Origin of the sequence: Algoriphagus boritolerans DSM 17298 = JCM 18970 (genome assembly GCF_900108085.1) — a bacterium.
Taxonomy (GTDB): domain Bacteria; phylum Bacteroidota; class Bacteroidia; order Cytophagales; family Cyclobacteriaceae; genus Algoriphagus; species Algoriphagus boritolerans.
Map to the genome: position 1 here is coordinate 1 of NZ_FNVR01000003.1, position 26193 is coordinate 26193.

Annotated in this window: 24 protein-coding genes, 1 tRNA gene and 1 pseudogene; 14 read left to right on the plus strand and 12 right to left on the minus strand. The window is 41.9% G+C overall.

The features are described from left to right. The coding region (locus tag C4S61_RS03680) for a DUF4372 domain-containing protein (protein ID WP_146064337.1) at positions 1 to 220 on the minus strand (220 nt) is incomplete at its 3' end. On the opposite strand from C4S61_RS03680, the pseudogene C4S61_RS22250 reads away from it, so the two are divergent. From C4S61_RS22250 to C4S61_RS03700, 4 genes and pseudogenes are all read left to right on the plus strand, one after another. Further along, positions 213 to 536, plus strand: a pseudogene (locus C4S61_RS22250) (transposase); the annotation flags it as partial. The gene C4S61_RS03680 and the pseudogene C4S61_RS22250 sit on opposite strands and share 8 nt — an antisense overlap. A gap of 824 nt (positions 537 to 1360) precedes the next feature. Beyond that, complete coding sequence (locus C4S61_RS03690) at positions 1361 to 1948, plus strand: putative periplasmic lipoprotein (protein WP_103923453.1); 588 nt, start codon at positions 1361 to 1363, stop codon at positions 1946 to 1948. Between the two features lie 410 nt (positions 1949 to 2358). Then, positions 2359 to 2502, plus strand: coding sequence for a LuxR C-terminal-related transcriptional regulator (locus C4S61_RS03695; RefSeq protein ID WP_103923454.1), 144 nt, complete (start codon positions 2359 to 2361; stop codon positions 2500 to 2502). A 302-nt stretch (positions 2503 to 2804) separates the two neighbouring features. Further along, a complete protein-coding gene (locus C4S61_RS03700) occupies positions 2805 to 4481 on the plus strand; it encodes an amidohydrolase family protein (RefSeq protein WP_103923455.1) in 1677 nt (558 codons plus the stop codon). A gap of 1036 nt (positions 4482 to 5517) precedes the next feature. Here the strand turns inward: C4S61_RS03700 and C4S61_RS03710 are convergent. The 3 genes from C4S61_RS03710 to C4S61_RS03720 are packed head-to-tail and all read right to left on the minus strand — an operon-like array spanning position 5518 to position 8143. Continuing rightward, positions 5518 to 6036 carry an acyl-CoA thioesterase gene (locus C4S61_RS03710; protein ID WP_103923457.1) on the minus strand — a complete coding sequence of 173 codons (519 nt, stop codon included), beginning with the start codon at positions 6034 to 6036 and terminating at the stop codon, positions 5518 to 5520. Positions 6037 to 6039: 3 nt separating this feature from the next. Further along, positions 6040 to 6669 carry a bifunctional nicotinamidase/pyrazinamidase gene (pncA, locus tag C4S61_RS03715; protein ID WP_103923458.1) on the minus strand — a complete coding sequence of 210 codons (630 nt, stop codon included), beginning with the start codon at positions 6667 to 6669 and terminating at the stop codon, positions 6040 to 6042. Further along, positions 6656 to 8143 (minus strand): nicotinate phosphoribosyltransferase, encoded by a 1488-nt coding sequence (locus C4S61_RS03720; RefSeq protein WP_103923459.1) that lies wholly within the window; start codon positions 8141 to 8143, stop codon positions 6656 to 6658. Before C4S61_RS03720 ends, pncA begins: the two co-directional genes overlap by 14 nt. A gap of 313 nt (positions 8144 to 8456) precedes the next feature. On the opposite strand from C4S61_RS03720, the gene C4S61_RS03725 reads away from it, so the two are divergent. Further along, positions 8457 to 9200 (plus strand): hypothetical protein, encoded by a 744-nt coding sequence (locus C4S61_RS03725; RefSeq protein ID WP_103923460.1) that lies wholly within the window; start codon positions 8457 to 8459, stop codon positions 9198 to 9200. 142 nt (positions 9201 to 9342) lie between these two features. Here the strand turns inward: C4S61_RS03725 and C4S61_RS03730 are convergent, their stop codons facing one another. Continuing rightward, on the minus strand, positions 9343 to 10146 hold the full coding sequence (locus C4S61_RS03730) for a DMT family transporter (RefSeq protein WP_103923461.1): 804 nt from the start codon (positions 10144 to 10146) through the stop codon (positions 9343 to 9345). A gap of 145 nt (positions 10147 to 10291) precedes the next feature. Between C4S61_RS03730 and C4S61_RS03735 the strand changes: the two genes are divergently transcribed. Beyond that, positions 10292 to 10741, plus strand: coding sequence for a peroxiredoxin (locus tag C4S61_RS03735; protein WP_103923462.1), 450 nt, complete (start codon positions 10292 to 10294; stop codon positions 10739 to 10741). Here C4S61_RS03735 and C4S61_RS03740 read toward each other — a convergent pair whose 3' ends face one another. Then, positions 10742 to 11398 (minus strand): ABC transporter ATP-binding protein, encoded by a 657-nt coding sequence (locus tag C4S61_RS03740; RefSeq protein WP_103923463.1) that lies wholly within the window; start codon positions 11396 to 11398, stop codon positions 10742 to 10744. Between the two features lie 230 nt (positions 11399 to 11628). On the opposite strand from C4S61_RS03740, the gene sucC reads away from it, so the two are divergent. Together sucC and C4S61_RS03750 are read left to right on the plus strand one after the other, a co-directional pair. Beyond that, the gene (gene sucC / locus C4S61_RS03745; protein WP_103923464.1) at positions 11629 to 12843 is read left to right on the plus strand and encodes an ADP-forming succinate--CoA ligase subunit beta; all 1215 of its coding nucleotides are present in this window, start codon (positions 11629 to 11631) and stop codon (positions 12841 to 12843) included. A gap of 11 nt (positions 12844 to 12854) precedes the next feature. Beyond that, positions 12855 to 12928: transfer RNA gene (locus C4S61_RS03750), tRNA-Arg, on the plus strand. Between the two features lie 436 nt (positions 12929 to 13364). Here the strand turns inward: C4S61_RS03750 and C4S61_RS03755 are convergent. Next, complete coding sequence (locus C4S61_RS03755) at positions 13365 to 14261, minus strand: DUF3078 domain-containing protein (protein ID WP_103923465.1); 897 nt, start codon at positions 14259 to 14261, stop codon at positions 13365 to 13367. Between the two features lie 42 nt (positions 14262 to 14303). Between C4S61_RS03755 and C4S61_RS03760 the strand changes: the two genes are divergently transcribed. The 3 genes from C4S61_RS03760 to C4S61_RS03770 are packed head-to-tail and all read left to right on the plus strand — an operon-like array spanning position 14304 to position 16631. After that, on the plus strand, positions 14304 to 14582 hold the full coding sequence (locus tag C4S61_RS03760; RefSeq protein ID WP_103923466.1) for a YidH family protein: 279 nt from the start codon (positions 14304 to 14306) through the stop codon (positions 14580 to 14582). 3 nt (positions 14583 to 14585) lie between these two features. Next, positions 14586 to 16367, plus strand: coding sequence for an SLC13 family permease (locus C4S61_RS03765; RefSeq protein ID WP_103923467.1), 1782 nt, complete (start codon positions 14586 to 14588; stop codon positions 16365 to 16367). Positions 16368 to 16421: 54 nt separating this feature from the next. Further along, a complete protein-coding gene (locus tag C4S61_RS03770) occupies positions 16422 to 16631 on the plus strand; it encodes a hypothetical protein (protein ID WP_103923468.1) in 210 nt (69 codons plus the stop codon). Between the two features lie 73 nt (positions 16632 to 16704). Here C4S61_RS03770 and ppk1 read toward each other — a convergent pair whose 3' ends face one another. Continuing rightward, a complete protein-coding gene (gene ppk1 / locus C4S61_RS03775; protein WP_103923469.1) occupies positions 16705 to 18828 on the minus strand; it encodes a polyphosphate kinase 1 in 2124 nt (707 codons plus the stop codon). Positions 18829 to 18912: 84 nt separating this feature from the next. Next, entirely contained in the window at positions 18913 to 20868 is a 1956-nt protein-coding gene (gene gyrB, locus C4S61_RS03780) for a DNA topoisomerase (ATP-hydrolyzing) subunit B (protein WP_103923470.1), read from the minus strand. Between the two features lie 350 nt (positions 20869 to 21218). On the opposite strand from gyrB, the gene C4S61_RS03790 reads away from it, so the two are divergent. From C4S61_RS03790 to C4S61_RS03800, 3 genes are read left to right on the plus strand one after another with little or no spacing between them, the layout of a single operon-like run. Further along, positions 21219 to 21968 (plus strand): bacteriorhodopsin, encoded by a 750-nt coding sequence (locus tag C4S61_RS03790; protein WP_103923472.1) that lies wholly within the window; start codon positions 21219 to 21221, stop codon positions 21966 to 21968. Between the two features lie 54 nt (positions 21969 to 22022). Next, on the plus strand, positions 22023 to 23165 hold the full coding sequence (locus tag C4S61_RS03795; protein WP_146064338.1) for a lycopene cyclase family protein: 1143 nt from the start codon (positions 22023 to 22025) through the stop codon (positions 23163 to 23165). Continuing rightward, a complete protein-coding gene (locus tag C4S61_RS03800) occupies positions 23152 to 24030 on the plus strand; it encodes a Brp/Blh family beta-carotene 15,15'-dioxygenase (RefSeq protein ID WP_103923474.1) in 879 nt (292 codons plus the stop codon). The genes C4S61_RS03795 and C4S61_RS03800 overlap by 14 nt, the downstream gene beginning before the upstream one ends. On the opposite strand, the gene C4S61_RS03805 is transcribed toward C4S61_RS03800, so the two are convergent. From C4S61_RS03805 to C4S61_RS03815, 3 genes are read right to left on the minus strand one after another with little or no spacing between them, the layout of a single operon-like run. Beyond that, positions 24021 to 24407, minus strand: coding sequence for a CoA-binding protein (locus C4S61_RS03805; protein WP_103923475.1), 387 nt, complete (start codon positions 24405 to 24407; stop codon positions 24021 to 24023). The two genes, C4S61_RS03800 and C4S61_RS03805, sit on opposite strands and share 10 nt — an antisense overlap. Beyond that, the gene (locus C4S61_RS03810; protein ID WP_103923476.1) at positions 24388 to 25353 is read right to left on the minus strand and encodes a GNAT family N-acetyltransferase; all 966 of its coding nucleotides are present in this window, start codon (positions 25351 to 25353) and stop codon (positions 24388 to 24390) included. The genes C4S61_RS03805 and C4S61_RS03810 overlap by 20 nt, the downstream gene beginning before the upstream one ends. Further along, on the minus strand, positions 25346 to 26167 hold the full coding sequence (locus C4S61_RS03815; protein WP_103923477.1) for a 1-acyl-sn-glycerol-3-phosphate acyltransferase: 822 nt from the start codon (positions 26165 to 26167) through the stop codon (positions 25346 to 25348). The genes C4S61_RS03810 and C4S61_RS03815 overlap by 8 nt, the downstream gene beginning before the upstream one ends. Positions 26168 to 26193: the final 26 nt, after the last annotated feature.

Here is a 26193-nt window from a genome sequence, read left to right on the forward strand (position 1 = left end):
CAATCAGGGAAATGTTTTTGCAGACTTCTCTCAGACTACCGTTGCGGGTCAAAACCGCATAGAACATGCAGATAAAATGATCGATCGACTTGAGTTTCTTGTAATACCTGTCTGCGTTTTGCTGCTCTACAACCTCATTAAAAACTTCCATCGGGATCAGCGATAAAAGCTGGGCAATAATCGGATGGCCGGACAAAAAAATATGCTTACTTTGCTTCATATTGTTATTTCTTGGTCGAAACAACAATAGAAAAAAGATGGGACAGCTCCAAAAAGCTTCCCATCTTTCATTTTGGTACTATTCCAAGATTAAATTATTTTGGACTCTCGCGTTCTCGGACGACAGTAAAAACAAGTTAACAATTGAGAAATTCGAATGGCAGGATGAATATTTTGCAGTTTCAGTTTCTGAATCTATGGTGGATAAAACACGTGATTACATCAAAAATCAAGAGGAGCATCATCAGAAAAAGACTTTTCAAGATGAAAATGAGGAGTTTATTTCAAAATATGGATTTCAGATATTAAAAGGATGATTGGGCTAAAGCCAATGTGATGGATTGGATTATTTTTGCCTCCAGCTGAAGCAGGAGGCAATTCAAATAATTTCCGATTGAAATGGAATTTTCTTGAATAAGAATGTGGCTTTAGCCCATTCCAAAAATGGGCAACCCCTTATTCTCTGGGCTTTAGCCACAAAATATTTCAGCTTTAGCAAGAATCAATTCAATCAGATTCAAATTGAAGGAAAATTTCATTGATTAGGAATGCGCCTTTAGCCCATTCCTACTAAATTAGGATAATAGAGCCTTAACAATTAAAGGACTTTTTCAATGGCCTCCTTAAATGCTCTGGCTTTTTTTATTTCCGCCTGTTTTAAACCTTGGATTGTGTCCTCACAGACCAATCAAAAGTTGTAGTCTGCGTAATCTCAGACGCCTTTGTTTATTTCCGTACAGCCGCTTTGGCTTGTGTCCCTAAGTTGCCTTGGTCTGTGTCCTCACAGACCAATCTAAATCACAGGAATCGAAAATTGGGCTAAAGCCCCAATTCTTCTATAATTTTTTGCGGAATGAACTAAAGCCACATTCCTATTGATGATAAATTCTCGCTATTGTTTTTGTCTTCACAACACACGTCCCTATTCTACCACCGGGGACTTTGACTCCACAAACAAATGGTGGTAAAAAGATCCCCACATTCAAGAATTTAGTTTCGGAAAGAATTTCAATTCGTTGGGGAAGTATTCGCTGTACTTCGTCCTAAAGCATGAGTCAGGATAAACGTTTTTTTTTAAATAGAAACAAGGATTCACAACTAGTGGTCCTATAACTTATTTCATAAACTAAAATTCACAACAATGAAAAAGCTTTTAATGCTATTCCTATCGATTCTTTTTCTGTCATCCTGCGGAATGGAGAGCATAATTGATATGGAACCCAATCAACTATTGGATGAAAGTGTTTCAGCCACATTTCTCAACAGCAATCTCGAAGGAAAAACAGTCATCGGGCAGGATGCCTTAAATCCGGAGACGTTAAATGAAGAGAAACGGCAAGTAACGGATCAGTACCAACTCTTAGGCACAGCAGCCAATGGGCTAGCAACAGGATTCATCCTCAAGGAAGGTCTTCCTGTTACACTTACAGCTTCCGGTCTGGTAGGGTTCTACTTTGCGGGTCTTGGAGATCCTGCGACACCAAATGGACGTCCTGAACTCGGACCAACAAATGGCTTTCCACTGATTTCTTTGATAGCTAAAGTTGGAGACGGTCCCTTGCAATTAATCGGTTCCGGTCCTACACAGCTTGTAGGCAGTGGGGAATTGGTTTTATTCGTCAACGATAACTTTTTCGGAGATAATGTAGGATCTTGGACAGTGGATGTTAGCTATGAATGCTTTCCCGGATATGGTTTTGGCGATCAGAACCACTACCACTGCAAGTAATTCGGCGGATTGATCCATGGATTGAAACAGAAAGCCCCGATATAGCTGTTTGAATCGTGGGCTTTCTTGATTTTTTGCGGAGCGATTTATGTCTAGCACACCAATGTGGTCTGTGTCCTCACAGACCACTTACCTATTCGACTTTGGTGGTATATAATTCCTTTTCCAAACAAAGAAACCTCATCTGAAAAAGCAAAAATTGAAACCTGTTTATCGGGAGGTGATTCGACCCACTCCCTAACCAAACCTCGGCGGAATTCGATGCCTGAATCTTTCCTCCTTCATTTGCGGGATTTGACCCGAAAGTCCATTTTTTCCAAATTAGGATCAGCTACCTTACTCACTGTTTATTACTTTCAATCCACCAACAACCAAATCCTTTGCTCAGGGAATACAGTCGATGCTCGGTGATGAGACATTTAGCTGAGAAGCTGTTTTTAATTGAACTGACAGTCAACACGCATCGGAGAAAAATCATGCAAAAACTGGAAATGAAAAACTCAGCCCAGTTGGTGGCCTACATCGAAAAAATCAAATTACTGGACATCAATTGAAGTAGTGGTATAAAAATTTTACTGTTAGGATTACACCAAAGACTCCTACCCTAAAGTTTCTCTATTCCAAAAAATTCCTATCTTAGTATGCGTTGATTTTTAACGCATTAGATTATTTTGGTTTGCATTTTTCGTAACGCCATGTCCTCATTACCATTCTTTTTCCAAAAGGAAGTTCCTGTATTCCGGGCCTCCCAGATCCGGGGCTACAGGTCTGATCTTAATCCACGCTGCAATAACAGAAAAATCAAAAACGCTTCCCATCGCCATCCGAATATATCTTTTTACCAAACGCTTTTACCATGAGCTACTTCTTTGATTCCCATCTACACCTGACGTTGAAAAACCAGTTTTCCAAAAACGGAAACACCACCACTCCCTGGAAAGCCATCACCAAAAATGACCTGAAAGAAGGACTCCCAGATTTGCTGAAGATTTTTGCCCTCGGCTTGATCGATAAGATGTTCAGCTCCCAGTCTTCCCCCGACCTCTTGATCGAGTCCAATTACAAAGTGGTGGTCATGCCACTTTTTGCTCCGGACATTGATTTGGTCAAGGCGCTGAGCAGCAAAAAGGTATTTATGAAGTTGTTGGAAAAATTTCAGCATACCCGCTTTGGAGAAGTACTGAGCCACGCACGCTATCAGGACCTATTGAAAGAAAAGAACGCCTTTTCCATCGTGGAGAATGACTTGAATCTCCTGCCGGCAAACGATCCTTACCAGCCGGGACGAAAAATTGTGTTTCTCACAGCCAAAAGCCAATGGAACGAAGGAGCGGCAAACACCCTCCATGTCGTCTGTTCCGTCGAAGGAATCCATTCCCTTCGCAGCAATTTGGACGAAAAGAATCCTGCGGTGATTTTGGAGGATATCGGTAAAAATCTGAAAAAACTCCAAAACCGAAACATCAAAGTACTGATGGCCAACCTGACCCATATCGACAGGATGAACGGTGCTTTTTGCAATCAGGCTTATGCCATGGATGGCATGCGGGTAAACAAATTTGATGAAAAAGACCTCCGCCCGATTCATCATGGGTTGACCCCTTTCGGCAAAAAGCTGGTGATGCTGCTGGAGCAGGAAAAAATCTGCACGGATATCAAGCACATGAGTCCTGATGCCCGATTTGAGCTATACCACTACCGATCAGCCAATGGAATTACCAGTCCGCTCGTTTCCTCCCATTCGGGAATTTGTGGAATTCCTTTCAGATCTGACTCGGAAAGCTTTGCCTCCTACATTTACTCCTCAGTCAGAGAAGGCGACTCCTATCGGATCAAAGTTGGCAAACCCGCCAAATACACGTTTGCTAATTTTCCATCCCCCGGATTCAATGCCACCACAATCAACCTTTTTGATGAAGACATCAAAGCCATCTATGATTCCGATGGACTCTTGGGCATCTCCCTCGATGAGCGGGTGATCGGCTATACTAAAGCCCGAAGACTGAATCAGGACACCTACTCTGATAATATCGGTACCATCCAAATCGCCGGACGAGGTACGAAAAAAATCCTGACCGATACAGATTTCATCTCCAAGGAAGAAAATCTGGCCCTGGGTCTGTTTAATTGTACCAAAGGAAAACTGCTGCATCGATGCGCGGACGGAGATGAACTGGTAGACTTGATCCAAGGAAATTCGACAGATATTGCTCCCCATCAATTCCACCATTTCCTGAATCAAATCCTGCACTGCGTCAAGCTGGGAAAAGACTTTGGCGGCGTTGCCGGAGTGGAAAAGATGCTGACCAAAATCCTGTGTGTAGGTTCTGATTTTGACGGATTGATAGAGGCCATCGACTGGTGTACGAGTTGCCAAGAGATCGATTTCCTTAGAAAAAGATTTGTCAGTGATTTTGAAAAAGCCATCGTCGCAAATGGGCTTTTTCTGCCTCAAAACTGGAGTATTGACCGAATTGCCGACCGGATATTTTATGAAAACGGAAGGAACTTTGTCCTGAAAAGATTAAACTAAGGAGTCATATTAAAAGCCTGTACCAAAATGCCAATTCTTGGACTTCTTCGGTCTTCCGTATTCGGTCTCCCAGACCCAAAATCAAGAGTCTATTCCTCTACTGGCAGAATAGCGTATGATCAGATTAGAGATTTTAATGCTTAAAGGTAGTGCACTTCAAATGAAGGTGTAAAAACAAAAAACCCCGATGGATTAGACCGGGGTTGGGGTGACGTGAACAACTTTTCACTATTCCTTTTATTTGCCAATGGGGAATTGGATTTCGATACAGAAAGGAAAACTGTACCGGCTAGTTAAAAACTGAGCGAACTCATTCTCGCCCAATCAATTTTTTTTAATTCTTCAAATCGGAAATATTCTTCTTTCAATCAGGATTTTGAAACAGTATCACCGAATAAAATATCGAGAATAAGGCCAAAATTACTTGTGTTGCCTGCAATATTCTTTAATGATCCGGCTGGAATTCCAAGTGGATTAATTCAATTGAAACCTGTGGATTCAGCGCGTTTGCTGAATTATCCCGAAAGGTTCTTTCTTTTTATCAGAATTCCCAACTATCCAAATTAAGTACCTGAATAGGTAAATAATGTGCAGAAATGAAAAAATTGGATCCGACCGGGTTTCCATTTATCGGGAAAATTTCCTTCTTCAGTTTTAATTACCAAGCTGTCAGTGGCACAAAACAATGCCTTCTAAAAAAAACGACCTGGACGATGAGTGCTTGTTCGGGTTCCAGAACCTTCGGAAAATCCGGTTTTTTTTTTGAATGGAAAATCCTATTGTATCCCTAGAGCTATGAACGCATGAACAAAATCGTGCCTGATGGGATTCCCAAAACTGACCTTCGAAACGTACAGGTTTCCAAGCAAATCTGGACAGCGGCGGGGATTTCGGCAGAAATCGACTTAGCTTTACAACTTTAGGAAAAAACAATTGGAACCCAACTGACAACGGAAACAGCCAAATCCATGGAATACTTGCCTTACCTTAATTCAAAATGATCATAAAGTAAAGTTTGAGAAATAGCGCCCAAAACCTACTTTCCTTTTTCCAAATCTAACTTTAGCTGCTTCACCCGATCCCGAATATTCGAGGTAGAAACATCCAATCCAAGCGAAGTGGCCTTCAAAAAATCCTTTACCGCTCCCGTATGATCAGTCGATTTTCCTTCAGCCAACGTCACATAGCGCATGGTCGACCACAGGACCGTCTTCAGTTGGGTTTTCGAGTCATCGGTCATGTAATATTCCACGACGATAGAATTGTGATTGTGCCAAAGTACACGACTCATGATTCGAACCCATTCCCCGACCATGGCAGGCTTGACATAGCTGATATTATGGTTGTACACCACCCAGGCCGCTTTGTAGGTTTTGATCAAGTCGATGATTTCTAATCCGTATAATTTCGGAACCTGGTCTTCTCTGGCATTAAAAAAGTAATCGAAATACTTTGCGTTGTTCAGGTGGCGCAAGGGATCGCAATCCTGAAACCGGATGACTACCCGGCTTTCAGTTTCGGTTGGGTATTGTTTGCTTGGGTTATAATCAAACATGGCTTACAGTTCATTGCTGGTTAGCACCTTGATTCCTGCAGCTTTCATTTCTTTGATAGCCGCTTCCCCATCACTCGGTTGTAGATTGACCGCCCGGGTAGCATCTGCGATCAGTATCGTCTCAAAACCGAAGTTCTTGGCATCCAGTGCGGTAAATTTGACACAATAGTCCAAGGCTAAACCGCACACAAAAACCCGAGTAATCCCATTGGATTTTAAATAATCACCGAGTCCGGTATCTCCTCTCCGGGCATTGTCAAAGAATCCTGAATAAGAATCCACATCGGGGTTTTTACCTTTTTGGAAAATGGCTTTCCATTGACTTTGATTTAAGTCAGGATGAAAATCGGCGCCTCTACTACTCTGAACACAATGAACCGGCCAGAGAATCTGTGTCAAACCGGCCAATTCGATGAATTCTCCGGGAAGCTTCCCGGGATGATTTGATGCAAAACTTCCGTGATTTGCAGGATGAAAGTCTTGTGTAGCGATCACATGACGGAACTTTTTCTGCAATTCATTAATAATAGGCACCACCCGATCTCCTCCGGTTACGGCCAAGGCACCTCCCGGAATAAAATCGTTCTGAACATCCACGATCAGCAATGCAGTATGGTCGTTAATCCATTCCATTGTCAAATTTTTTTGCTTTCAAAACCAACTCCATTCGTAATTGGTGCAGATTTTCTTCCAAACCTACCGGATACAGGTGAGGATTGACCAGTCGCTTATGTGTTTTGTCGAGGGATTCGAGTTGATTTCCTGCACGATTTTTAATTTCAGCCAAGCTCGGAATGGTATAGACCAACTTGCCCATTTTAAAAATTGGTTTCAACAATACTTCCTCTTGATAAAAAGCGGGCATCAGCCGTTTTCTCCGAGTCGCGTCATTAGGATCGATGATGATAACGCCTTTGGGATCGATCTCCTTATCTTCCAAATAAATCATATCGGCAACAGCTTTTCCCCGACTGAAGTAACGCTTCACATTATGGAAACCGGGAATATTGATTTTGAGAGACTGCTGAGACAATTTCACTTTTGGTTCCCATGTTCCGTCTTCCTGCTTGATCGCCGAGAGCTTATAGACGGCTCCCAGTGCAGGTTGATCATAGGCTGTGACAAGTTTCGTCCCGACACCCCACACATTGATATCAGCCTCCTGGGATTTGAGAGAGGAAATGATGTGTTCGTCCAGATCATTGGAGGCTACAATTTTCGCATCAGGAAAACCCGCTTCGTCGAGAAGCAGTCGTGCTTTGGTACTGTAATAAGCCAAGTCGCCGGAATCTATCCGAATACCAATCATTTCTTTTCCTTTGCTACGCAAAATCTCCCCGACTTTGATCGCATTTTTCACTCCATTCAGCGTGTCATAGGTATCTACCAAGAAAACACATTGATCAGGAAAGGCATCAGCAAAGGCTTGAAAGGCCTCCAATTCCGTTTCGAAGGACATAATCCAGCTGTGCGCATGAGTCCCTGCTACAGGAATCCCAAAAAGTTTTCCCGCCATGACATTGGAAGTGGAGGTGCAGCCACCGATAAAAGCAGCCCGACTTGCAGACAAAGCCCCATCAATGCCTTGAGCCCGTCGTAATCCAAATTCCAATACAGGTTCCCCTTGCGCTGCGATATTGATTCGGGCAGCTTTGGTGGCAATCAACGTTTGGAAGTTGATGATATTTAAAAGTGTGGTTTCCAACAATTGACACTGGATCAAAGGACCTCTGACCCGGACAAGTGGAGCATTTGGAAAAACGACTGTCCCCTCTTCCACTGCATCGATGTCACAGGTAAAATTGAGGTTCTGAAGGTATTCCAAGAAGACGGGCTCAAATACCGGACTACCGTCCTTGTTTTTCATGACCTCCAGGTAGTCTAAATCTGCCCTTTCAAACTTAAAGTTTTTACAAAAATCAATCACATAATCCAGGCCTGCAGCGAGGGTAAATCCACCCTGAAAGGGATTTTTTCGAAAAAAAAGATTAAAAACAGCCTCCTGCTCCCCTTTTCCCGACTTCCAATAAGCATACGCCATGGTAAGTTGGTAGAAATCAGTCAGAAGAACGAGATTACTTTGATAGAGGTCTTTGGTGATTTTCATAAATCGATCTAAAACAAAACTAAAGGTAACTTGATCTACTTATCTGAGCAAGAAATCGGCATTTTGTAGAAGAATTAAAATACGCTTTGTATACTCTATCACTTTCATTGATCTGAAGATTTCCTTTTAACTGTTTAAACCAGAATGGATTCGATTGGGTAGGAAATATTCTCCAAGCACCACTCTGCAATTCAGCGGGGATAAAGGGCAACGTTGGCCGTCGATCTAACTTTGAATCAGTAGTTTTTTTTTTCAACACTTGGAAAAGTTTGTACTGTTTTTGTTCGTTGTAAAGGACAACCAATTAACTATTATGAAAACAACACACAAAATTTACACTACGGCATTGGTACTGTCAGGAGTACTTTTTGCCTCCTGCTCAGAAAATATGGATCCTGAAATGATCGGTGAAGGTGACGTTCGGATAGGAATGAGCGTAAAGCTCAAAAATGACGGAAATTCCGGAGCCAGAATAATGAATTCCGGAATTAATGTTGAAAGTGGATTTCTTCAAATCAAAGAAATTGATCTGGAGACTGAGGGCTTTGATGAAAACGGAAACGAATTCAAACGGGAAATGGAACTGAAGTTCAAAGAAGTTGAAAAAATTGATTTTAATGCGTTTGATTCAGGTGTTGACTTTTTCATCAATATTCCAACAGGAAACTATGAAGAAATCGAATTTGAAATTGACTTGATTGATAACAAAAACGAACCAAGTATTCAATTGGATGGAACCTACACTTACGAAGATGGAAGTACGGTACCGTTGAAATTTCAGGTATTTGGAGAAGATGATGATGCTATTGATTTTGAGGTTGAGCTGGAGGCTGATGAGGACGATGATTTATTTTTCCTTAATGGGATAAATAATCCTTTGGCACTTTTTGAAATTGATGCACGAGGCTGGTTTGGGAATGTCAACACCTTAGAGTTGGAAAATGCGGAGCTTACGGATGGAATCCTCCTGATCAGCAAAAACGTCAACCGATCCATTTACCAGAAAGTGGAATCACGAATCAACGATTCCTCAGATATTGAATTAAAAATGAATTAGGTACTTGAAGGTATTAACAAATTATTGAAGCTGTCTCAGACGACTATTTCTTTATACCATACAGAAAGTACCGCTGATGTGATAAAGTAGGCAGGAGGCAGCTTCATTTTTTTTTGAAATTCTTACTTCCCTGATGATCGCATTATTTCACTCTTAAATTCAACAAAATCCCTACCAGCACCAAGGCCATTCCGATATAAGACGCCAAAGGAAAGGTCTCTCCAAACAAAAAGAATCCAAAAATCAATGCATAAAGAACCCCCATGTAACTCAAGCTGGACACTCGGGACAGATTACCCGTCTGATAGGCCACAGTCATAAAATACTGTGCACTCTGCGTACAGAAGCCGATCCAAAGCAACATCACCCAATCCCACCCTTGTGGCATCACCCAATCAAAATACATAATGATCGATGCCACAGGTAAAGTGACCAATGGAAAGTAAAACACGATAACCAAAGGATGTTCCGAAGTCTTGAGTTTCCGGATCATGTTATAAGCAACTCCCGCCGCCAATCCGGATACAATACCCATTACGGCACTCAAAGGATCTATCCTGGGGTCTACTCCCTGAATGATCAAAACCCCTGCAAAAGCCATGGCAAAATACAGAAACTGAATCGGCCTTACCTTTTCCTTTAGTATAAAAATACCCAGTAGGGTTGTAAAAATCGGAGACAAATACTGCATGGTCACCGCACTCGCCAACGGTATCCGCTGAAGGGTGTAGAAAAACAAAATCAGGCTGATCGACCCCACTATTCCTCTGATAATCAAACTTGCCTTATTGTTCCCAAATACGGAAATAGCTTTGTTTCTTAGCACCACAAAAGTGAAAATCAAACTGAAAACAGATCGAAACCAGACGATCTCTATCGCGGGAATGTGCGGGATAAACTTCACCGAGACATTCATCATCGCAAAAAAAATCCCTGCCAAAAGCATGGACTGAACACTGGTAATTTTCACTTCAGCTGGTGTTTGAATTTATTTTTGCAAAGCTAAACCTCCGAACAATAGTTCATGAACTCAAAATTTTATTTGGACTAAACCAATTGAACTTGAATTGGGTTAAAAAGAAAAATTAATCATGGCACTTTCCCTTGGAGCAAACGCTCCGGATTTTACGCTTCCAGCTACCTCATCCAAAAAAATTTCCCTTTCCAAAGATCTGGCAGGAAAGGCAGTGATACTCTATTTCTACCCAAAAGACTTCACCGGAGTGTGTACCGCAGAGGCCTGTGAATTCAGAGATCAGTTTGAAGCATTTCGTGAGTTGGATGTACCTGTTTTTGGAATAAGTCGCGATGACATTCCCACCCACGAAAAATTTAAAAAAGCGCATCGGCTTCCTTTTGAACTACTTTCAGATGAAAGTGGAAAAGTCTGTAAAGCATACGATGCCCTGATTCCATTGATCAAAATGCCAAAGCGAGTGACTTATCTATTGGATCAGGATCACAAAATTACGGGGGTCTTTTCCGATATGTTTGAATCCAAAGGCCATATTGAAAGCATGCTCAAAAAGCTAAAGCGTTGATTATCCTGACACAATTAATCCGTCCTTCATCAAAACTTTGCGGTCAGCCATTTCCGCCAGTTCTTCATTGTGGGTGACAATCACAAATGCCTGCCTGAGCTCATCCCGCAGCCTGAAAAACAATTCATGAAGTCCTTTGGCATTGGCTGTGTCCAGATTTCCACTGGGCTCATCGGCAAAAACCACCGACGGATTATTAATCAATGCACGGGCTACTGCCACACGCTGCTGTTCGCCTCCCGAAAGCATGGAAGGCTTATGATCCAATCGGTGACTGATTCCCAAGATTTCGGCAAGTTCAGCTGATTTTCTTTTGAGTTCAACTTCATTGGTTCCTTTGATGAAACCGGGAATCTGAATGTTTTCCTGAGCGGTGAACTCGGGCAACAGATTATGAAATTGAAAAATAAATCCGATCTGACTGTTTCGGAAATCAGCCAATTTATCGCCCTTTAGGGCTAAAAGATTTTTACCGTCCATACTGAGTTCTCCTTTATCAGGCTGATCCAGCGTACCCAAAATGTGCAAGAGCGTACTTTTTCCAGCTCCGGAAGAGCCTACGATAGAAACAATTTCGGAAGAGGAGATTTGAAGATCTACGCCTTTCAATACGTGAAGGCTTCCGTAGGATTTATGGATCCCTTTGGCAATCAGCATAGTAATATTTTTTGAATTTTTAAAAGTAAAACAAATCCCTCAATTCCAGTTATTAAAGCCATTTCTTCTGGAAAATTGAAAATTCCCGACTTGATTTATCCACCTCATCACCTTATCTTCGTCCAAAATTTCAGAGGAATGCGATTGAGCAGGATTGAAAAGTCAACTGTCGGAAAAAACGGCAGGAGTTCAAGATTCCAGCGGACTTTTGATCAGAAAAACATATTGATATGAATATTCACGAATATCAGGCTAAAGAAGTATTAAAAGGTTACGGAGTTAAAATTCAGGAAGGCTATGTAGCAGATTCTCCTGAGGCTGCTCACGAAGCTGCCGTAAAACTCAACGCTCAAACCGGTACTTCCTGGTATGTGATCAAAGCGCAGGTTCACGCAGGTGGACGGGGCAAAGGTGAAGTTAAAGAAACCGGTTCCCGAGGAGTGGTTTTGGCAAAAAAACTGGATGATGTAAAAGAAAAAGCTGCCGCAATTCTTGGCGGTACCTTGGTTACAATCCAAACTGGCGCTGAAGGTAAAAAAGTTAACAAAGTCCTGGTCGCTGAGGATGTATACTATCCCGGAGCTTCCGAACCAAAAGAATATTACATGTCCATCCTTCTGGACAGGGCTACAGGGTCAAACGTGATCATGGCTTCTACCGAAGGCGGAATGGATATCGAAGAAGTAGCGGAACATCATCCTGAGAAAATCATCAAGGAATGGATCGACCCAAAAGTTGGCCTTCAAGGATTTCAGGCTAGAAAAGTTGCTTTCAAATTGGGTCTCTCCGGTACAGCATTCAAAGAAATGGTGAAATTCATCACTTCGCTTTACAATGCTTATGTCGGTACAGATTCCTCTCAGTTTGAAATCAATCCGGTGTTGAAAACTTCTGACGACAAGATTTTAGCGGTAGATGCCAAGGTAAACATCGATGATAATGCCCTTTTTCGTCATCCAAAATTGGCTGAATTGAGAGATTTGGCTGAAGAAGATCCTTTGGAAGTGGAAGCTGGTAAGTCAGGACTTAACTATGTGAAACTTGACGGAAACGTAGGTTGCATGGTAAATGGCGCGGGACTAGCGATGGCAACGATGGATATGATCAAGCTTTCCGGCGGTGATCCTGCCAACTTCCTGGACGTGGGGGGAGGAGCAAATGCAACTACAGTAGAGGCTGGTTTTAGAATCATTCTTCAGGATCCAAACGTTAAAGCAATACTGATCAACGTTTTCGGCGGAATCGTTAGATGTGACAGAATTGCAAACGGTGTCGTAGAAGCTTATAAATCAATTGGAGATATCAAAATCCCGATTATCGTTAGACTTCAGGGAACCAATGCTGAAGAAGGTGCTAAGATCATTGACGAGTCAGGATTGAAAGTGCAGTCTGCCATTACATTGAAAGAAGCTGCTGAAAAGGTACAAGCTGTACTGGAAGGCTAAAAATAAAATACGCACTCGTAGTTCAACTGGATAGAATATCGGATTTCGGCTCCGAGGGTTGAGGGTTCGAATCCTTCCGAGTGTACAAAGCTCAGGCGCAAGTCTGGGCTTTTTTTGTTTCTTGGAAATTAGGGTTGATCCGGAGGTTTAACCCGAAATATTTAATCTGGATATACGGAACTTTGCCAGTAGCTAACTTCAAAGTTCAAATGAACTAATAAATGCCAATTCTTGGACTTTTTCGGTCTTCCCTCTTCGGTCTCCCAGCCCAAAATCAAGGGTAGATTCGTCTACTGGCAGAATAGCGAATAATCAGATTATTTAACGATGGAAAAATAGTAGGAATTGGTAAAACCGATATGAGAATAGTATTATTCCAGGATTGTAAAATAAAAAAGCAGGAGAAAATCTCCTGCCCTTTATTTGAAAACTAAACCAACTATTATTTAACTACCACAATGAATCCAAAAATAATACAATTCTGTTTAAATCAAAATCCAGAAGAATAATTTGTGTTTTTTTTATTTGGGATCAGGAAAATTTCCACGTTTATAGACTAATCCAATCCCTAGACCCTGGCTAAATTGGATTTTTTCGTCCTGATCCAAGTCATATAGTGCAAGTGCAGTCAAGGTAACACTGATCGCATTGGAAACCTTGGCAGCCAATATCAAATCCAATCTATGGTCTATAGCATCAAAAGCGAGGGTCTCATAATTCGCATACAGTTGATAGCGTGCTTTGAACGAAATATTCTCTGACAGCTGTTTGTTCCAATCAGCCAGTAGACTGAAAGCTAGCCATTCGGTACGGACTGTCTGACCAATAGGAACGCCGTAATTTTGGGGAACATTCAAATACAACTCCCGATCCGTCACAAATGTAAATCGGGGCGAAAAAGGGGCCAATCGAAGGCTGAATTCCTCATTTGGTTTATATTCCATACCTAGGGCAAAGGTGAGAAAAGCTGGATTGGCAAACTTTGAGATCAAGGTGCGGTCAGTATCCGTAAAGGTATAGCCTGGAGCAAACTGGGACAGGAAATTACCTGAAAAGAAATAATTCCATTTTTCGCTGGCCTTCAAGCCTACTTTCGAATCAAGGAAGATTCGGTCGTTGGATTTCCGTTCGTCCTGCCCTTGATTTTTTACCACGCCATACAGTAAATCGAGTGTATTGTCCCAAGACCAATTACCCTTTGCATAATTTGCCCTGCCAATCAGACCCGCGCTGAAAGCAACTGAATTCACTCCACCGCCTGTCCAGTTGCCACTGAATGAAGCCTGATTAAGGGCAAAAGTCCCCTCAATTGATTTTAACCAATAGCTCGTATCCGCCTCGGCTACGCCGACAGAATCCTGCGCTGAAGTAATTCCAATTGTGATAAAAAAAAGAAAAATTGTAAATACGTTCTTCATAAGTTTAGATTTTAAAATCAATGCTTCAAAAATAAGAATAGAATGACGGAAAAAAACTTTGAACAGGAACTTATAGTCCGTGACTACCTCGCCCGCCAACGCACGTCTCTTGCAAATGAACGAACCCTCTTGGCTTACATCAGAACCTCACTTTATTTTTTGGTTTCAGGTACGGCATTATTTGAAGTTAATAAACTCGCGCACCTCAGCCAACTTGGTTACTTGAGCTTTGGACTGAGTTTTGCATTTTTGGTTACCGGCTTGATCAGTTACTTTAGGCTCAAAAAAAAGTTAAAAAAGGGAGATTACCTTAGCATGTAGTCTATGACTCAAGATATCTGGATTGTCTATGGGATTATCTCCTTGGCAGTCATCTTATTTTTTACTGAAAAATTTACAATTGATACAGTAGCCATCGGGGTGATGGTGCTCTTCATGTTGTTTGGAATTTTGGACTTGGATGAAGGCTTGGCTGGTTTCTCCAATTCCGCCACCATCACCGTAGCTTCGATGTTTGTGATATCCCAGGCAATTTTCAGGACTGGAATACTCAATCAATTTAGCAACTACCTAAGCAATCAGGCCGAAAAAAGCGAATCCAGGCTAATTCTGAGTCTCATGATCAGTGCAGGATTACTTTCTGCCGTGATCAACGATACGGCCGTGGTCGCGCTGTTGATGCCCTCAGTCATCCATATATCCAAAAAAAATCAGATCTCTTCTTCCAAATTATTGATGCCGCTCTCCTTTGGAGCTTTGATGGGAGGTATCTGTACACTTTTGGGGACAAGTACCAACATCCTGGTAAGCGGAATCGCTGAAAAGTCCGGATTACCCGCTTTTGGAGTTTTTGAAATGAGTAAGATGGGGCTGGTCTTTTTAGCAGCCGGAATACTCTATATGCTAACTCTTGGAAAGTGGCTTCTTCCGAAACGTAAGGCGAAATCGGGGCTTTCGGAATTACTCGATTTGGGGAATTATGTGGTGGAAGTCACCATTACCGAAGATTACGAAAACCTAGAAGAACCCATACTAAAACAAAAACTCTTCAAAGACGGCAGCATTAAGGCATTGCAAATCGTGCGTGAAAATGGCACCAAAGTCAAAGTTTATCCTAATACCCCGGTCACACAGGGAGACGTGATTCGCATCATCTGCGATCAAGAAAATTTGAGTAAACTCAAAAAAGTAAAAGGAATAGAAATCAAAGCTGAGTTGGATTGGAAAGAGGAAAGCGTAACTGACGAAGAGGAGAAGCTTTTTGAAGCCGTCATTACGCCACATTCTTATTTGATCAACAAAAGCATCAAATCAATCAACTTCAGGCATCTTTTTGATCAGGTTTTGGTAGTGGGAATCAGGCATCGGGCAGGTCTATTTGACACTTTGCTTTCCAAAGCCACACTGAAACCCGGCGATATCCTTTTACTCCGCGCCAGTGAGGAGTCCATTCAATCGGTGGATAAATCTGAGGATTTACTCCTTATTTCAGCCAGAAAAGTGGTCAACTTGAATAAAACACAAGTCATAATGACGCTCAGTACCCTAGCTTTGGTGATAGGGCTGGCTGCTTTTGGGGTTTTCCCGATTACCCTTACCGCTGTGGCAGGGGCCATTTTTATGATCATACTTCGGTCGATCAGCCCGGATGAAGCATACAAGGCGATTGACTGGAAAGTAATTTTCATGCTGGCGGGTGTATTGTCTATGGGATCAGCATTGGAAAAAACCGGAGGAGCCGCACTTATCGGAGAGGGGGTTGTGACTGTTTTTGGATCTTTTGGTCCCAGAGCAGTCTTGAGTGCGATTTTCGGATTGACTTTTCTTTTGACCAATGTGATGTCAAATAATGCCTCTGCGGCGCTTTTGGCCCCGATTGCAATCAGCATTGCAGCAGGTCTTAATGTAGACTCCAGGCCCTTCCTGATGGCCGTGACTTTTGCTGCAAGCCTGAGCTTCATGACCCCTATGGGATACCAAACCAATACGATGATCTACAATCCGGGAAATTATCGATTCACGGACTTTCTGAAAGTAGGTACACCTTTAAACATACTGTTTTGGATTCTTGCTACCTTTGGTATTCCCATCTTCTTTCCGTTTTAGTTGGGAATCGCTTATATGAGTTTTCAAAAATTTAACCCAAAACCCCAAGCACTTATGAGAACAGTAGGAATTGTTTTGATTGTAGTAGGTTTAATCATGTTATTTGTCCCCGGACTGGATTTTACAACTCGGGAAAAAGTAATCGACGCCGGACCGATCCAGGTGACGGCAGACAAAAAGAATGAGGTCAACTGGCCCACTTATGCAGGGGGAATCGTAGCCGCAGCTGGGCTTGTTCTGGTAGTAGTGGGAAGAAAGAAGTAGAATTTTAAAAACCTAAAAATAAAAGCCCCCGAAAATCAGCTTTCGGGGGCTTTTTAGATTTATTCAGTCGCTGTCATTCTACCAACTTAACCCGGAGTACCTCTTCAACTTGCAGCCTAAAAAACTCCTTGTGAATATTAAATTCCTGTTCGTTTTCAGCAGGGCGCTTGGCTTTGTAACTGCCATCCTCCTGCATCACATAGGAATTTACATTATCCTTCAGGTTATAGGCTATGATGTTCATCAATTGCTTTTCAAGCAAAGGTGCTTCAACTTTAAACAGGGACTCTAGTCTTTTGTCGAAACTTCTCACCATCATGTCCGCACTGCCGGAATAGGTTCGGGTATTTCCATTATTGTGAAAATGATAAATCCTGCTGTGCTCCAGAAAATCACCGACCAGTGATAAAACCTCGATATTTTCACTCAGACCTACCCTTCCTGGCCTCAGACAACAGATTCCTCTGACGATTAATTTGATTGTTACCTTTGACTGGGAAGCGCGGTAAAGTGCGTAAATAATCTCTGAGTCCTCAAGTGAATTTACCTTAATAAAAATCCCGGCTGGAAGACCATTTCGAGCATTTTCAGCTTCTTCTTCGATATACGCAATCAATTGATTCCTCATGTCCCGTGGAGCAGTAATGAGGTTTTTGTAGGTATTCGGCACAGAGTGACCAGTGATTACATTAAAGAATTCGGACACATCATTTGCCAGAGTTTCATTTGTAGTCATTAAACCGATGTCTGTGTAAAGCCGTGCGGTATCTTCGTTGTAATTTCCGGAGCCCAAATGAACATAACGCGTGATTTCCGAATCATCTTTCTTGACAATTAAGAGCAGCTTGGTGTGGGTCTTGAGATTAGAGATTCCATAGATGACAAAGCAACCTGCCTTCTGCAGTTTTTTGGCCTCCCTGATATTGTTTTCCTCATCAAATCTTGCTTTCACCTCAAACAGCACGGATACGTGTTTCCCGTTTTCTGCGGCTTTAAGGAGTGTTTTTGTGATTCTGCTTTCCTTAGCCAATCGGTAAATGGTCATTTTGATTGCCATCACGTCCGGATCATCTGCGGCTTTTTCGATCAGATCAAGAATCGAGTCAATGTTATTGTAAGGATGGTGCAGCAGAATGTCCTTTTCCTTCAAAATTTCAAAAATATCCGCTCTGCCATCCTCTGGATAAGAAAGGGGTTTGACTGGTTCGGGAATCTGAGGAAGTCTGTCTCGAAAGCGCTTGCTTCCCACTAACTGCCAAAATCCGGTAAAATCGATCATACTTGCCCGATTGACCAAGAATACAGAGTCAAATTTGAGATTCCAGCGCTCCAGCAGGGAATTTAACATCCACTTGGAGTAGCCTTCTTCAACTTCGATTCTAACCACCCTTCCGGTCTTTCGTTCCATCAATTTCCGCTTCACTTCCTCAAGGAAATTAGCATCCATGTCTTCACTTTCCTCCAAAGTGAAATCTCCATTTCGGGTGATCCTAAAAAGGCTGATCGATTCAATCTCCACATTCCGGAAGAGGGATATGATGTTTTCACGGATCACTTCTTCGATAGGAATAAGCAAAAGGGAATTCTCTCGCTCGATTTCGAAAAATCTGGGAATATTGGCAGGAATCTGCACAAAACTCATTTTGCGCATATCTTTTCGCTCTCCGGGACTGGTGGTGACCACGCCAAACACCAAAAGCTTATTCATCAGGATGGGGAAAGTCCGATAGCCGTCGTAGACCATTGGAGTCAGCATCGGATATATTGCTTTCAGAAAATACTGCTTCACAATTTCCTGTTCGCTTTCAGTCAGCTTAGATACATTACACAGAGAGATGCCTTCCTGATGCAATTCAGGAAGGACTACTTTGGTGAAATGGTTATGCTGATCCAAATGAAATTGCTGGCAGTCCTTCATGAGTTTTTCCTTAAAAGGATCCTCACGAAGGCCGGAATAATCTACCCGCTCCTTTTCGTAATCCAAATAATTATATAGGGAGCCGACCCGGATCATAAAAAATTCATCCAGGTTGGAAGCGGTGATCGCCAAAAACTTAAGCTTTTCAAAGATGCCCCTTTCCACCTTTTTGGACTGATCCAGCACACGCTCGTTGAATTTAACCCAACTTAAATCCCTGCTGATGAGATCGCTTTTTTGTATTATGGAATCATATTTATCTCCAACTGCCAATTTCATATCATTCAAAATTCAATTAAAACTGCCTGATCTACTGATTTATTGTTTTTGATCAAAAAAAGGAATCTGATTAGCCCCTGAATTTTAAGTGTCGATTTTTGCGTACTTCGCATTCTTCTCGATAAAATCCCTCCTCGGAGCAACCTCATCTCCCATTAGCATACTGAACAAATGGTCTGCAGCAGCGGCCGAGTCTATATTCACTTGTTTGATCGTGCGCACACTTGGATCCATCGTAGTGGTCCAAAGCTGCTCCGGATTCATTTCCCCAAGACCCTTGTATCGCTGAATTCCCACGCTGTCTTCTCTGCCGTCTTTTGCCATTTCTGCAGTAAGGATTTTTCGTTCCTCTTCGGTCCAGCAGTAGCGTTCATCTTTTCCTCGCTTCAGAAGGTATAAAGGAGGCAAAGCGATGTAGACATATCCTTTTTCGATGAGTGTCTTCATGTATCGGAAGAACAGGGTCAAAATCAGCGTTCTGATGTGTGATCCGTCGATGTCCGCATCCGTCATGATGATGATTTTGTGGTATCTCAGACCACTCAGGTCCAGCTCTTTGTCATCATTGGCTGTACCAAACTTCACCCCAAGGGCAGTAAGGATATTCTTAATTTCCTCATTGTCGTAGATTTTATGCTCATGGGCTTTCTCCACATTGAGGATCTTTCCCTTCAGCGGTAAAATTGCCTGAAAATCACGATCCCGTCCCTGCTTGGCAGATCCGCCTGCAGAGTCCCCTTCGACCAGATACAATTCACATACCGTCGGGTCGGAATTAGCACAATCAGCAAGCTTTCCGGGAAGTCCACCACCACCGAGTACATTTTTACGCTGGACCATTTCTCTTGCTTTTCGAGCTGCATGACGCGCCTGAGCTGCAAGAATTACTTTTCCTACGATGATCTTGGCTTCTTTGGGATGCTCTTCCAACCAACTTTGAAGTGTCTCTGAAACCGCACTATCCACTGCTCCGACCACGTCAGAATTTCCAAGCTTGGTTTTAGTCTGACCTTCAAACTGAGGCTCCTGAACTTTCACAGAAATGACAGCTGTTAATCCTTCACGGAAATCATCACCTGAAACTTCAAGCTTAAGTTTATCGAGCATGCCCGATTTGTCTGCATAAGATTTCAGGGTTCGAGTCAATGCTCTCCTGAAGCCGGTCACGTGTGTTCCCCCTTCGTAGGTATTGATTGTATTGACGTAGGAAACGACATTTTCAGAATATGAATTATTATAATTCATTGCCACCTGAACAGGAACTCCGCTTTGATCGGACTCGATGTAGATTGGATAATCTATGATTTTTTCCCGGGTTTCGTCCAAGTATTGAACGAACTCTACCAACCCGCCTTTTGAGAAAAACTCATCGCATTTTGGTTTACCGTCTTCAAATTCTCTAAGGTCCGTCAGCGTGATTCTGATTCCTGCATTGAGGAAAGACATCTCCCTCAGGCGGTTTGCAATGGTTTCGTATTTGAATTCAGTGATCGTAAAGATGCTTGAATCCGGTTTGAAATGGATGGTGGTTCCTCTTTTGTCAGTCGGACCAATTTGTCTTGCGGGGTATTGAGGAACCCCGATTTTGAATTCCTGTTCGAAAATCACTCCATTTCTATAGATAGTAGCTTTCAAATCACTGGAAAGCGCATTGACGCAAGAAACACCCACGCCATGCAGACCACCGGAGACTTTGTAAGAATCCTTGTCAAACTTACCACCGGCGTGCAATACCGTCAACACTACTTCCAGCGCTGACTTCTTCTCTTTGGGGTGCATTTCGGTAGGAATCCCACGTCCGTTATCTTCTACAGTGACTGAATTATCCTCATGGACAGTCACATGAATGGTATCGCAATGACCGGCAAGCGCTTCATCGATCGAGTTATCTACTACTTCCCAGATTAGGTGATGAAGCCCCCTAATGCCAATATCGCCAATATACATTGCAGGTCTCTTTCGAACTGCCTCCAGACCTTCTAAAACCTGGATATTATCCGCTGAATATTCAGCAGAATTTTTAGCTTTTTCTTCACTCATATTTTTTGGAGAAAACCCTCAAATCGGGCTTAAAAAGGTGATTTTGTGTTCAAAATTACAATCTGCAAGATAGGTAAAAAATGTGACTTGTGCGCAGTTTTTTGTTTCAACAAACGCAAAATCAACGAATGCTTTAAAAAGATTGATGTCAAAATTATATTCCGAATTATTAAAATTTACAAAAATTATTTTTTGCAGTTCATTTCTTATAACTATCCATATAAACCTGATTATCAACCATTCGTTTTGTTTTGTTTAATCTAAAGTATTTTTTGTTAAACAAATTTTCTATTTAGTTTCTTTAAAGAGATGATTATTAACCAATTCTTAAACTCAAAAATTTCACCTTTATGAACCTCACTTTAGCAGCGGAGCTAGTCGGACTAGACCGCATCATTAACAGTGACCCAGTAGCCATTACCTTCTTCATTGGCTACATGGCGATGTTTGCTTCTTCAGTATTCTTCTTTGTAGAAAGAGGATCTGTAGATGGTAAATGGAAGCTGTCCTTGTTAGTCTCCGGACTTATCACCGGGATTGCTGCAGTCCATTATTATTACATGCGTGACTTCTACATGCAAACTGGTTCCAGTCCAACAGCATTCAGATATGTGGATTGGACGCTTACAGTACCTTTGATGTGTGTGGAATTCTACTTATTGACCAAACCATTTGGAGCAAAAGGGGGAACGCTTTTCAAATTGATCGTAGCTTCTCTGCTAATGCTGGTCACTGGTTACATCGGTGAAACATCCGGTATCGACAATAATATTATGTGGGGTATAATTTCCACTTTGGGTTATTTGTATATCGTATATGAGGTGTTTGCCGGTGACGTAGCCAAATTGGCCAAAGATTCCAACAGTCCAGCACTTGGGAATGCAATGTTTCTCTTGAAAATCTTCATCACGCTAGGATGGTCTATCTATCCCATCGGCTACATGGTATTGCCAGGAAACTTGTTGTCAGGCGCATTTGAGGTAAGCTCAATCGACTTGTTTTACAACTTGGCTGATGCGATAAACAAAATCGGCTTTGGTCTGGTAATTTATTCAGTTGCGGTAGCTGAAACTGCAAAAGGAAAAAAAGTAACAGCATAATTAAAAACAGGCTGTCTGTCATTGGTTTGGCGGACAGCCTATTTTTTTACACTCATGGAGAGCTACGATTATATCTTTGCCGGTGCTGGCTGTGCTGGTTTGAGTCTGCTTCATTACCTTTTGGAAAGTGAGCTGAAGGATTCAAAAATCCTCCTCATCGATCCAAAGATCAATGAAATACCAGATAAAACGTGGTGCTACTGGGCTGAAAACCCTTTGGAAATCCACCCGACAGAACACATCCACTCATGGAACAATCTTAGCTTTATCTCCAACAAATCCAAAATCACCACTAACTTGGGTAATTTGAATTATTACCATCTCAACTCCCTTGACTTTTACCGCTCCATATTCAAAAAACTGGAAAATCATCCTCAAATAAAACTTGTCCAGGATGAGGTTATCGAATTAGCGGAAGCCAAAGATACCGTCATCGTCAAAACAAAAAATCAAGGCTTTCTGCAGGCAAACCAAGTATTTGATTCAAGATTGAATGAAAATGACTTTAAGTCAAATTCCTCCTTGAAACAGGTCTTTTCCGGATGGAGGATAAAAACAGAAAGTGAACTATTTGATCCTGAAAGTCTGATATTAATGGAGTTTCCTGAGGGAAATTCGCCGGAATTTGAGTTTTTCTATATTCTTCCCTTTTCTAAAACAGAAGCACTCATCGAGTACACCCTCTATTCCAAAGAAGCTGTTTCCGATAAAAAATTAAAGACTTCGCTGGAAAATTACCTGACCAAAAACCTTGGTCATACCCCATTTGAAATCACTTTTCAAGAGTCAGGAATCATTCCAATGAGTACTCGCCTGAAAACTCCCAAGGCACAAAAAAAAGTATTGAAAATCGGTACTGCTGCCGGATGGACAAAAGCTTCCACGGGGTATACCTTCCATACCATTCAATCGAACTGCAAAAAAATTGTGAAAGCACTTGAACAGGGAGATATTCTTAAGCTTCAAATCAAGAGATCAGCCCGATTTGCATTTTATGACAATATACTTCTGAATGTTGCCCACAAGTGGCCTGAAAGACTTCAAGGCATATTCCTAGACCTGTTTACCTCCTCATCCGCCGATGTGGTATTACGATTTCTCAATGAAGAGACAAGTCTCACAGAAGAACTCAAATTACTCGGGAAGCTTCGATTTTCAATTTTCATCAAAAGCCTCATGAGTTATGAAACGCATTGAGAACGTTGCCAAAGCTTTTGGTCTTCTTATTTGTCTCGGTTTTATGATTTCGCCCGAAAACAATGTGACGGTTCAGTTTTCACTTGTTGTAATTATCCTGCTCTCTGTCGGAATACCTCACGGTGCTATTGATCACTTGATCTCCAATCCACAAATTGACAAAAATGGGCTAGTGAAATTTCTAATCATTTACCTTTCTCTGATCGCTGCCTACTTGACATTTTGGTATTTTCTTCCTGTGCTAGCACTGATCGCATTTCTGATCATGTCAGCTTATCACTTCGGGCAATCCCACTTTTTGACAGAACCTACCCTCAAGAGTTATTCATGGCTGCTTTACCTCAGCCGTGGTGGATACTTTTTATTTGCCATACTTTTGGGAGACTGGGAGGCTACCAAATTGATTTTGAATCCGTTGGTCAATCTGGACTATTTAAATCACTCACGCCTTTTTATTTTAGCTGCATTTCTAGTCTCGACCTTGCTTATTCAATCCGTTTTTGGTCCTAAATTCAAAAAAAATCACTTGCTTGAACTTCTCGTTTTGGGACCAATACTGTATTTGAGCCCTTTGATGGTAGGTTTTGTTGTCTATTTTGGGTTTTGGCATGCACTGCCCAGCATGATGACTGAATACAAATTTCTCAGGTCATTCGAGGCCTACAGTTCGATCAAAAAGTTCACGTATCAATTACTCCCTTTTTCATTGATCAGTTTCATTGGGATTGGATTGATTTTATTTTTTGGCTTGGAGTTTCTAGACGAATCCAACTTGATTTTACTTTTCTTCGTGATGATTTCCCTGATATCATTTCCACATATCCTGTATATGGATCACTTTCTGAAAAAACAAGTTCAAAACTGACCGGTACTCAACATGACCAGGTTACAGGCAGGTAGTACTTCAATTCCCTCGCTACTTGCTTTTTTGAAAAACTCCGGATTTTCAGTTCCCGGGTTGAAGATGATTCGTTTGGGATTAAGTCCAATGAGGTAATCCATCCATTCTGCCTGATGTGAGGGGCCAATGTAAAGTGTGATCGTATGAATGTCATCCAATTGGGGTTTGGAATTCAGATCGAGAATTGGCTTTCCAAATACCTCTCCTTTTTTGATTCCGATCGGGATAAAATCCAGTTGTCTATCAGCAAACATTTTTGCTGCAGCGAAGGCATATCGGGAAGGATTTGAAGTAGCCCCAACGATCAGTGTTTTTCTCGGATCAACTTTTCTTTCTTCCATAAATCCTATCCCGCACAAAGGTATCCATGTGCCTGTGCTTTTTACTCTCGTAGATATCTGCCAGCGTGATCATGATTCCTGTCTCTTCTACTCCACCAAACTCGCCATTCAATGCCGTTCCAAAAGTCCGCATTGTCGGAGATAGATTCATATAGGTATTGATCAGAGGAGGAATGTTCTCGCCCAGGGCTCTGATTCTTCCATTGAGATACTTGTACCCTTCCTTGTAATCGAGGTTTTCAAAAGGATTCGGAAGGTTCTGTATTCCAGTTTCATAAGTCAATTTAAGATTGAGCTTAGGAGTGACAAGTAAATCATTATCAGGAAAATAATGATTCATAAAAAAAAGCAAAAGATCACGGCCTTCCCGATTATAATGTGGGTACATGGTCACTTTGCCAAAGAGGTATTTCACCTCAGGATTGAGCAATACGACAGCACCCAAGCCATCCCAAAGATTATCCAAACTGAAGATTCCTTTGCGGTTGTCCAGGCTTGGTTGATACTGTGGCTGAACAAAAGAGCGACCCAATTCCAGTGTGTAAGGAATGTAATCTTTGATGAATTTCTCCGAAAAGTCAAAAAGATGAGTCGTGGAAAGATTGATGGATCCGTCAGGATTAATCGCGTTTTTGCACATAATCACCCGATAACCGGCCACGATCTCTTCATCCTCAGGATTCCATGTGATCAACTGATCATAGCATTTTTCGCAGGTGTCATTATCGTCGAGATCCACTTCCATGCCCGTACCTCCTCCGGCTGCACGAAAGGTAAGTTCCCGCAGGCGTCCGATTTCCCGCACCACATTGGGCGCATTGTGTTGATTGACCAGGTAGACAAGATTATCTCCGTTGTTGGTGTACCTGATAAATCGGTCAGTGCTCAACTCGCTTTTGATCAGCTTTCGATCCACTGCCGGTATAATAGGCAGAACTCTAGTCATTTGCTTCTCCGAGTTGATACACCAATTCTTTCATATACGCTGCCCATTGGACATCACTTTTTCTAGAATTAAAATATTGGTAAGAAACGGGATTACCTACTCTGATTACCACCTTTTTCCCTCTTTGCTTATACATTTCATCCACCAGCCAAAACATTTCAACATTGGCTTTCACACCGATTTTCTTTCGCCAGTAGGCAAGATTATAAAAAAACTCAGAATTCTTCCCTCCGATATGGCAAGGAAGTACCTCCAATTTGTATTTTTTAGCCTTTGAGATAAAGCTTTTCTTCCAGGTAAGATCTTTCACCTGACCTTCTTGCTTTCGTGATACGAGACCTGCCGGGAAAATCAAAACCGGATGCTGGTTTGCAAAAGCCTCCTCGATTCTAAGATTTGCATTGACCGAGTTTTTTCCCAGTGTATTGACCGGAACAAAGATGGGCTGGAAGTTATCAAAACTCATCAGAAGATCATTGACCAAAAACCGGATATCCGGTCTTAATTTACCTATCGCATACATCAATGCGATTCCATCCATTCCTCCCAGCGGATGATTTGCAGCCAGAATAAACCCACCTGATTCCGGAATATTTTCCCCTCCAATCAACTGAACGTCCATCTCAAACTCCGCAATCAACGCATTGACAAAGTCAAGCCCCTTCAAGTCTATGTGCTTATTGAGCACCGAATTGAGCCAGGCCTCATGGGTTACCTTCTTGATATAGTTCAAAGCAAACCCCGGCATCCACCTTAGAAGTTTTGGATTTTTGGAGTGAATGGCTTTTTCGATATCAATAAATTTCTTTGTCATCGGGCAAAAAAATTGTGCTTTTCGGT

Coding starts and splice junctions, on each gene's coding strand:
- C4S61_RS03755 (WP_103923465.1), bottom strand. CDS start 14,261: ATGAAGAACGTATTTACAATTTTTCTTTTTTTTATCACAATTGGAATT.
- C4S61_RS03800 (WP_103923474.1), top strand. CDS start 23,152: ATGAAACGCATTGAGAACGTTGCCAAAGCTTTTGGTCTTCTTATTTGT.
- pncA (WP_103923458.1), bottom strand. CDS start 6,669: ATGGAATGGATTAACGACCATACTGCATTGCTGATCGTGGATGTTCAG.
- C4S61_RS03765 (WP_103923467.1), top strand. CDS start 14,586: ATGACTCAAGATATCTGGATTGTCTATGGGATTATCTCCTTGGCAGTC.
- C4S61_RS03805 (WP_103923475.1), bottom strand. CDS start 24,407: ATGGAAGAAAGAAAAGTTGATCCGAGAAAAACACTGATCGTTGGGGCT.
- C4S61_RS03700 (WP_103923455.1), top strand. CDS start 2,805: ATGAGCTACTTCTTTGATTCCCATCTACACCTGACGTTGAAAAACCAG.
- C4S61_RS03795 (WP_146064338.1), top strand. CDS start 22,023: ATGGAGAGCTACGATTATATCTTTGCCGGTGCTGGCTGTGCTGGTTTG.
- C4S61_RS03695 (WP_103923454.1), top strand. CDS start 2,359: ATGAGACATTTAGCTGAGAAGCTGTTTTTAATTGAACTGACAGTCAAC.
- C4S61_RS03790 (WP_103923472.1), top strand. CDS start 21,219: ATGAACCTCACTTTAGCAGCGGAGCTAGTCGGACTAGACCGCATCATT.
- C4S61_RS03760 (WP_103923466.1), top strand. CDS start 14,304: ATGACGGAAAAAAACTTTGAACAGGAACTTATAGTCCGTGACTACCTC.
- ppk1 (WP_103923469.1), bottom strand. CDS start 18,828: ATGAAATTGGCAGTTGGAGATAAATATGATTCCATAATACAAAAAAGC.
- C4S61_RS03710 (WP_103923457.1), bottom strand. CDS start 6,036: ATGTTTGATTATAACCCAAGCAAACAATACCCAACCGAAACTGAAAGC.
- gyrB (WP_103923470.1), bottom strand. CDS start 20,868: ATGAGTGAAGAAAAAGCTAAAAATTCTGCTGAATATTCAGCGGATAAT.
- C4S61_RS03720 (WP_103923459.1), bottom strand. CDS start 8,143: ATGAAAATCACCAAAGACCTCTATCAAAGTAATCTCGTTCTTCTGACT.
- C4S61_RS03810 (WP_103923476.1), bottom strand. CDS start 25,353: ATGACTAGAGTTCTGCCTATTATACCGGCAGTGGATCGAAAGCTGATC.
- C4S61_RS03740 (WP_103923463.1), bottom strand. CDS start 11,398: ATGCTGATTGCCAAAGGGATCCATAAATCCTACGGAAGCCTTCACGTA.
- C4S61_RS03730 (WP_103923461.1), bottom strand. CDS start 10,146: ATGCTTTTGGCAGGGATTTTTTTTGCGATGATGAATGTCTCGGTGAAG.
- C4S61_RS03725 (WP_103923460.1), top strand. CDS start 8,457: ATGAAAACAACACACAAAATTTACACTACGGCATTGGTACTGTCAGGA.
- C4S61_RS03815 (WP_103923477.1), bottom strand. CDS start 26,167: ATGACAAAGAAATTTATTGATATCGAAAAAGCCATTCACTCCAAAAAT.
- C4S61_RS03690 (WP_103923453.1), top strand. CDS start 1,361: ATGAAAAAGCTTTTAATGCTATTCCTATCGATTCTTTTTCTGTCATCC.
- C4S61_RS03735 (WP_103923462.1), top strand. CDS start 10,292: ATGGCACTTTCCCTTGGAGCAAACGCTCCGGATTTTACGCTTCCAGCT.
- sucC (WP_103923464.1), top strand. CDS start 11,629: ATGAATATTCACGAATATCAGGCTAAAGAAGTATTAAAAGGTTACGGA.
- C4S61_RS03770 (WP_103923468.1), top strand. CDS start 16,422: ATGAGAACAGTAGGAATTGTTTTGATTGTAGTAGGTTTAATCATGTTA.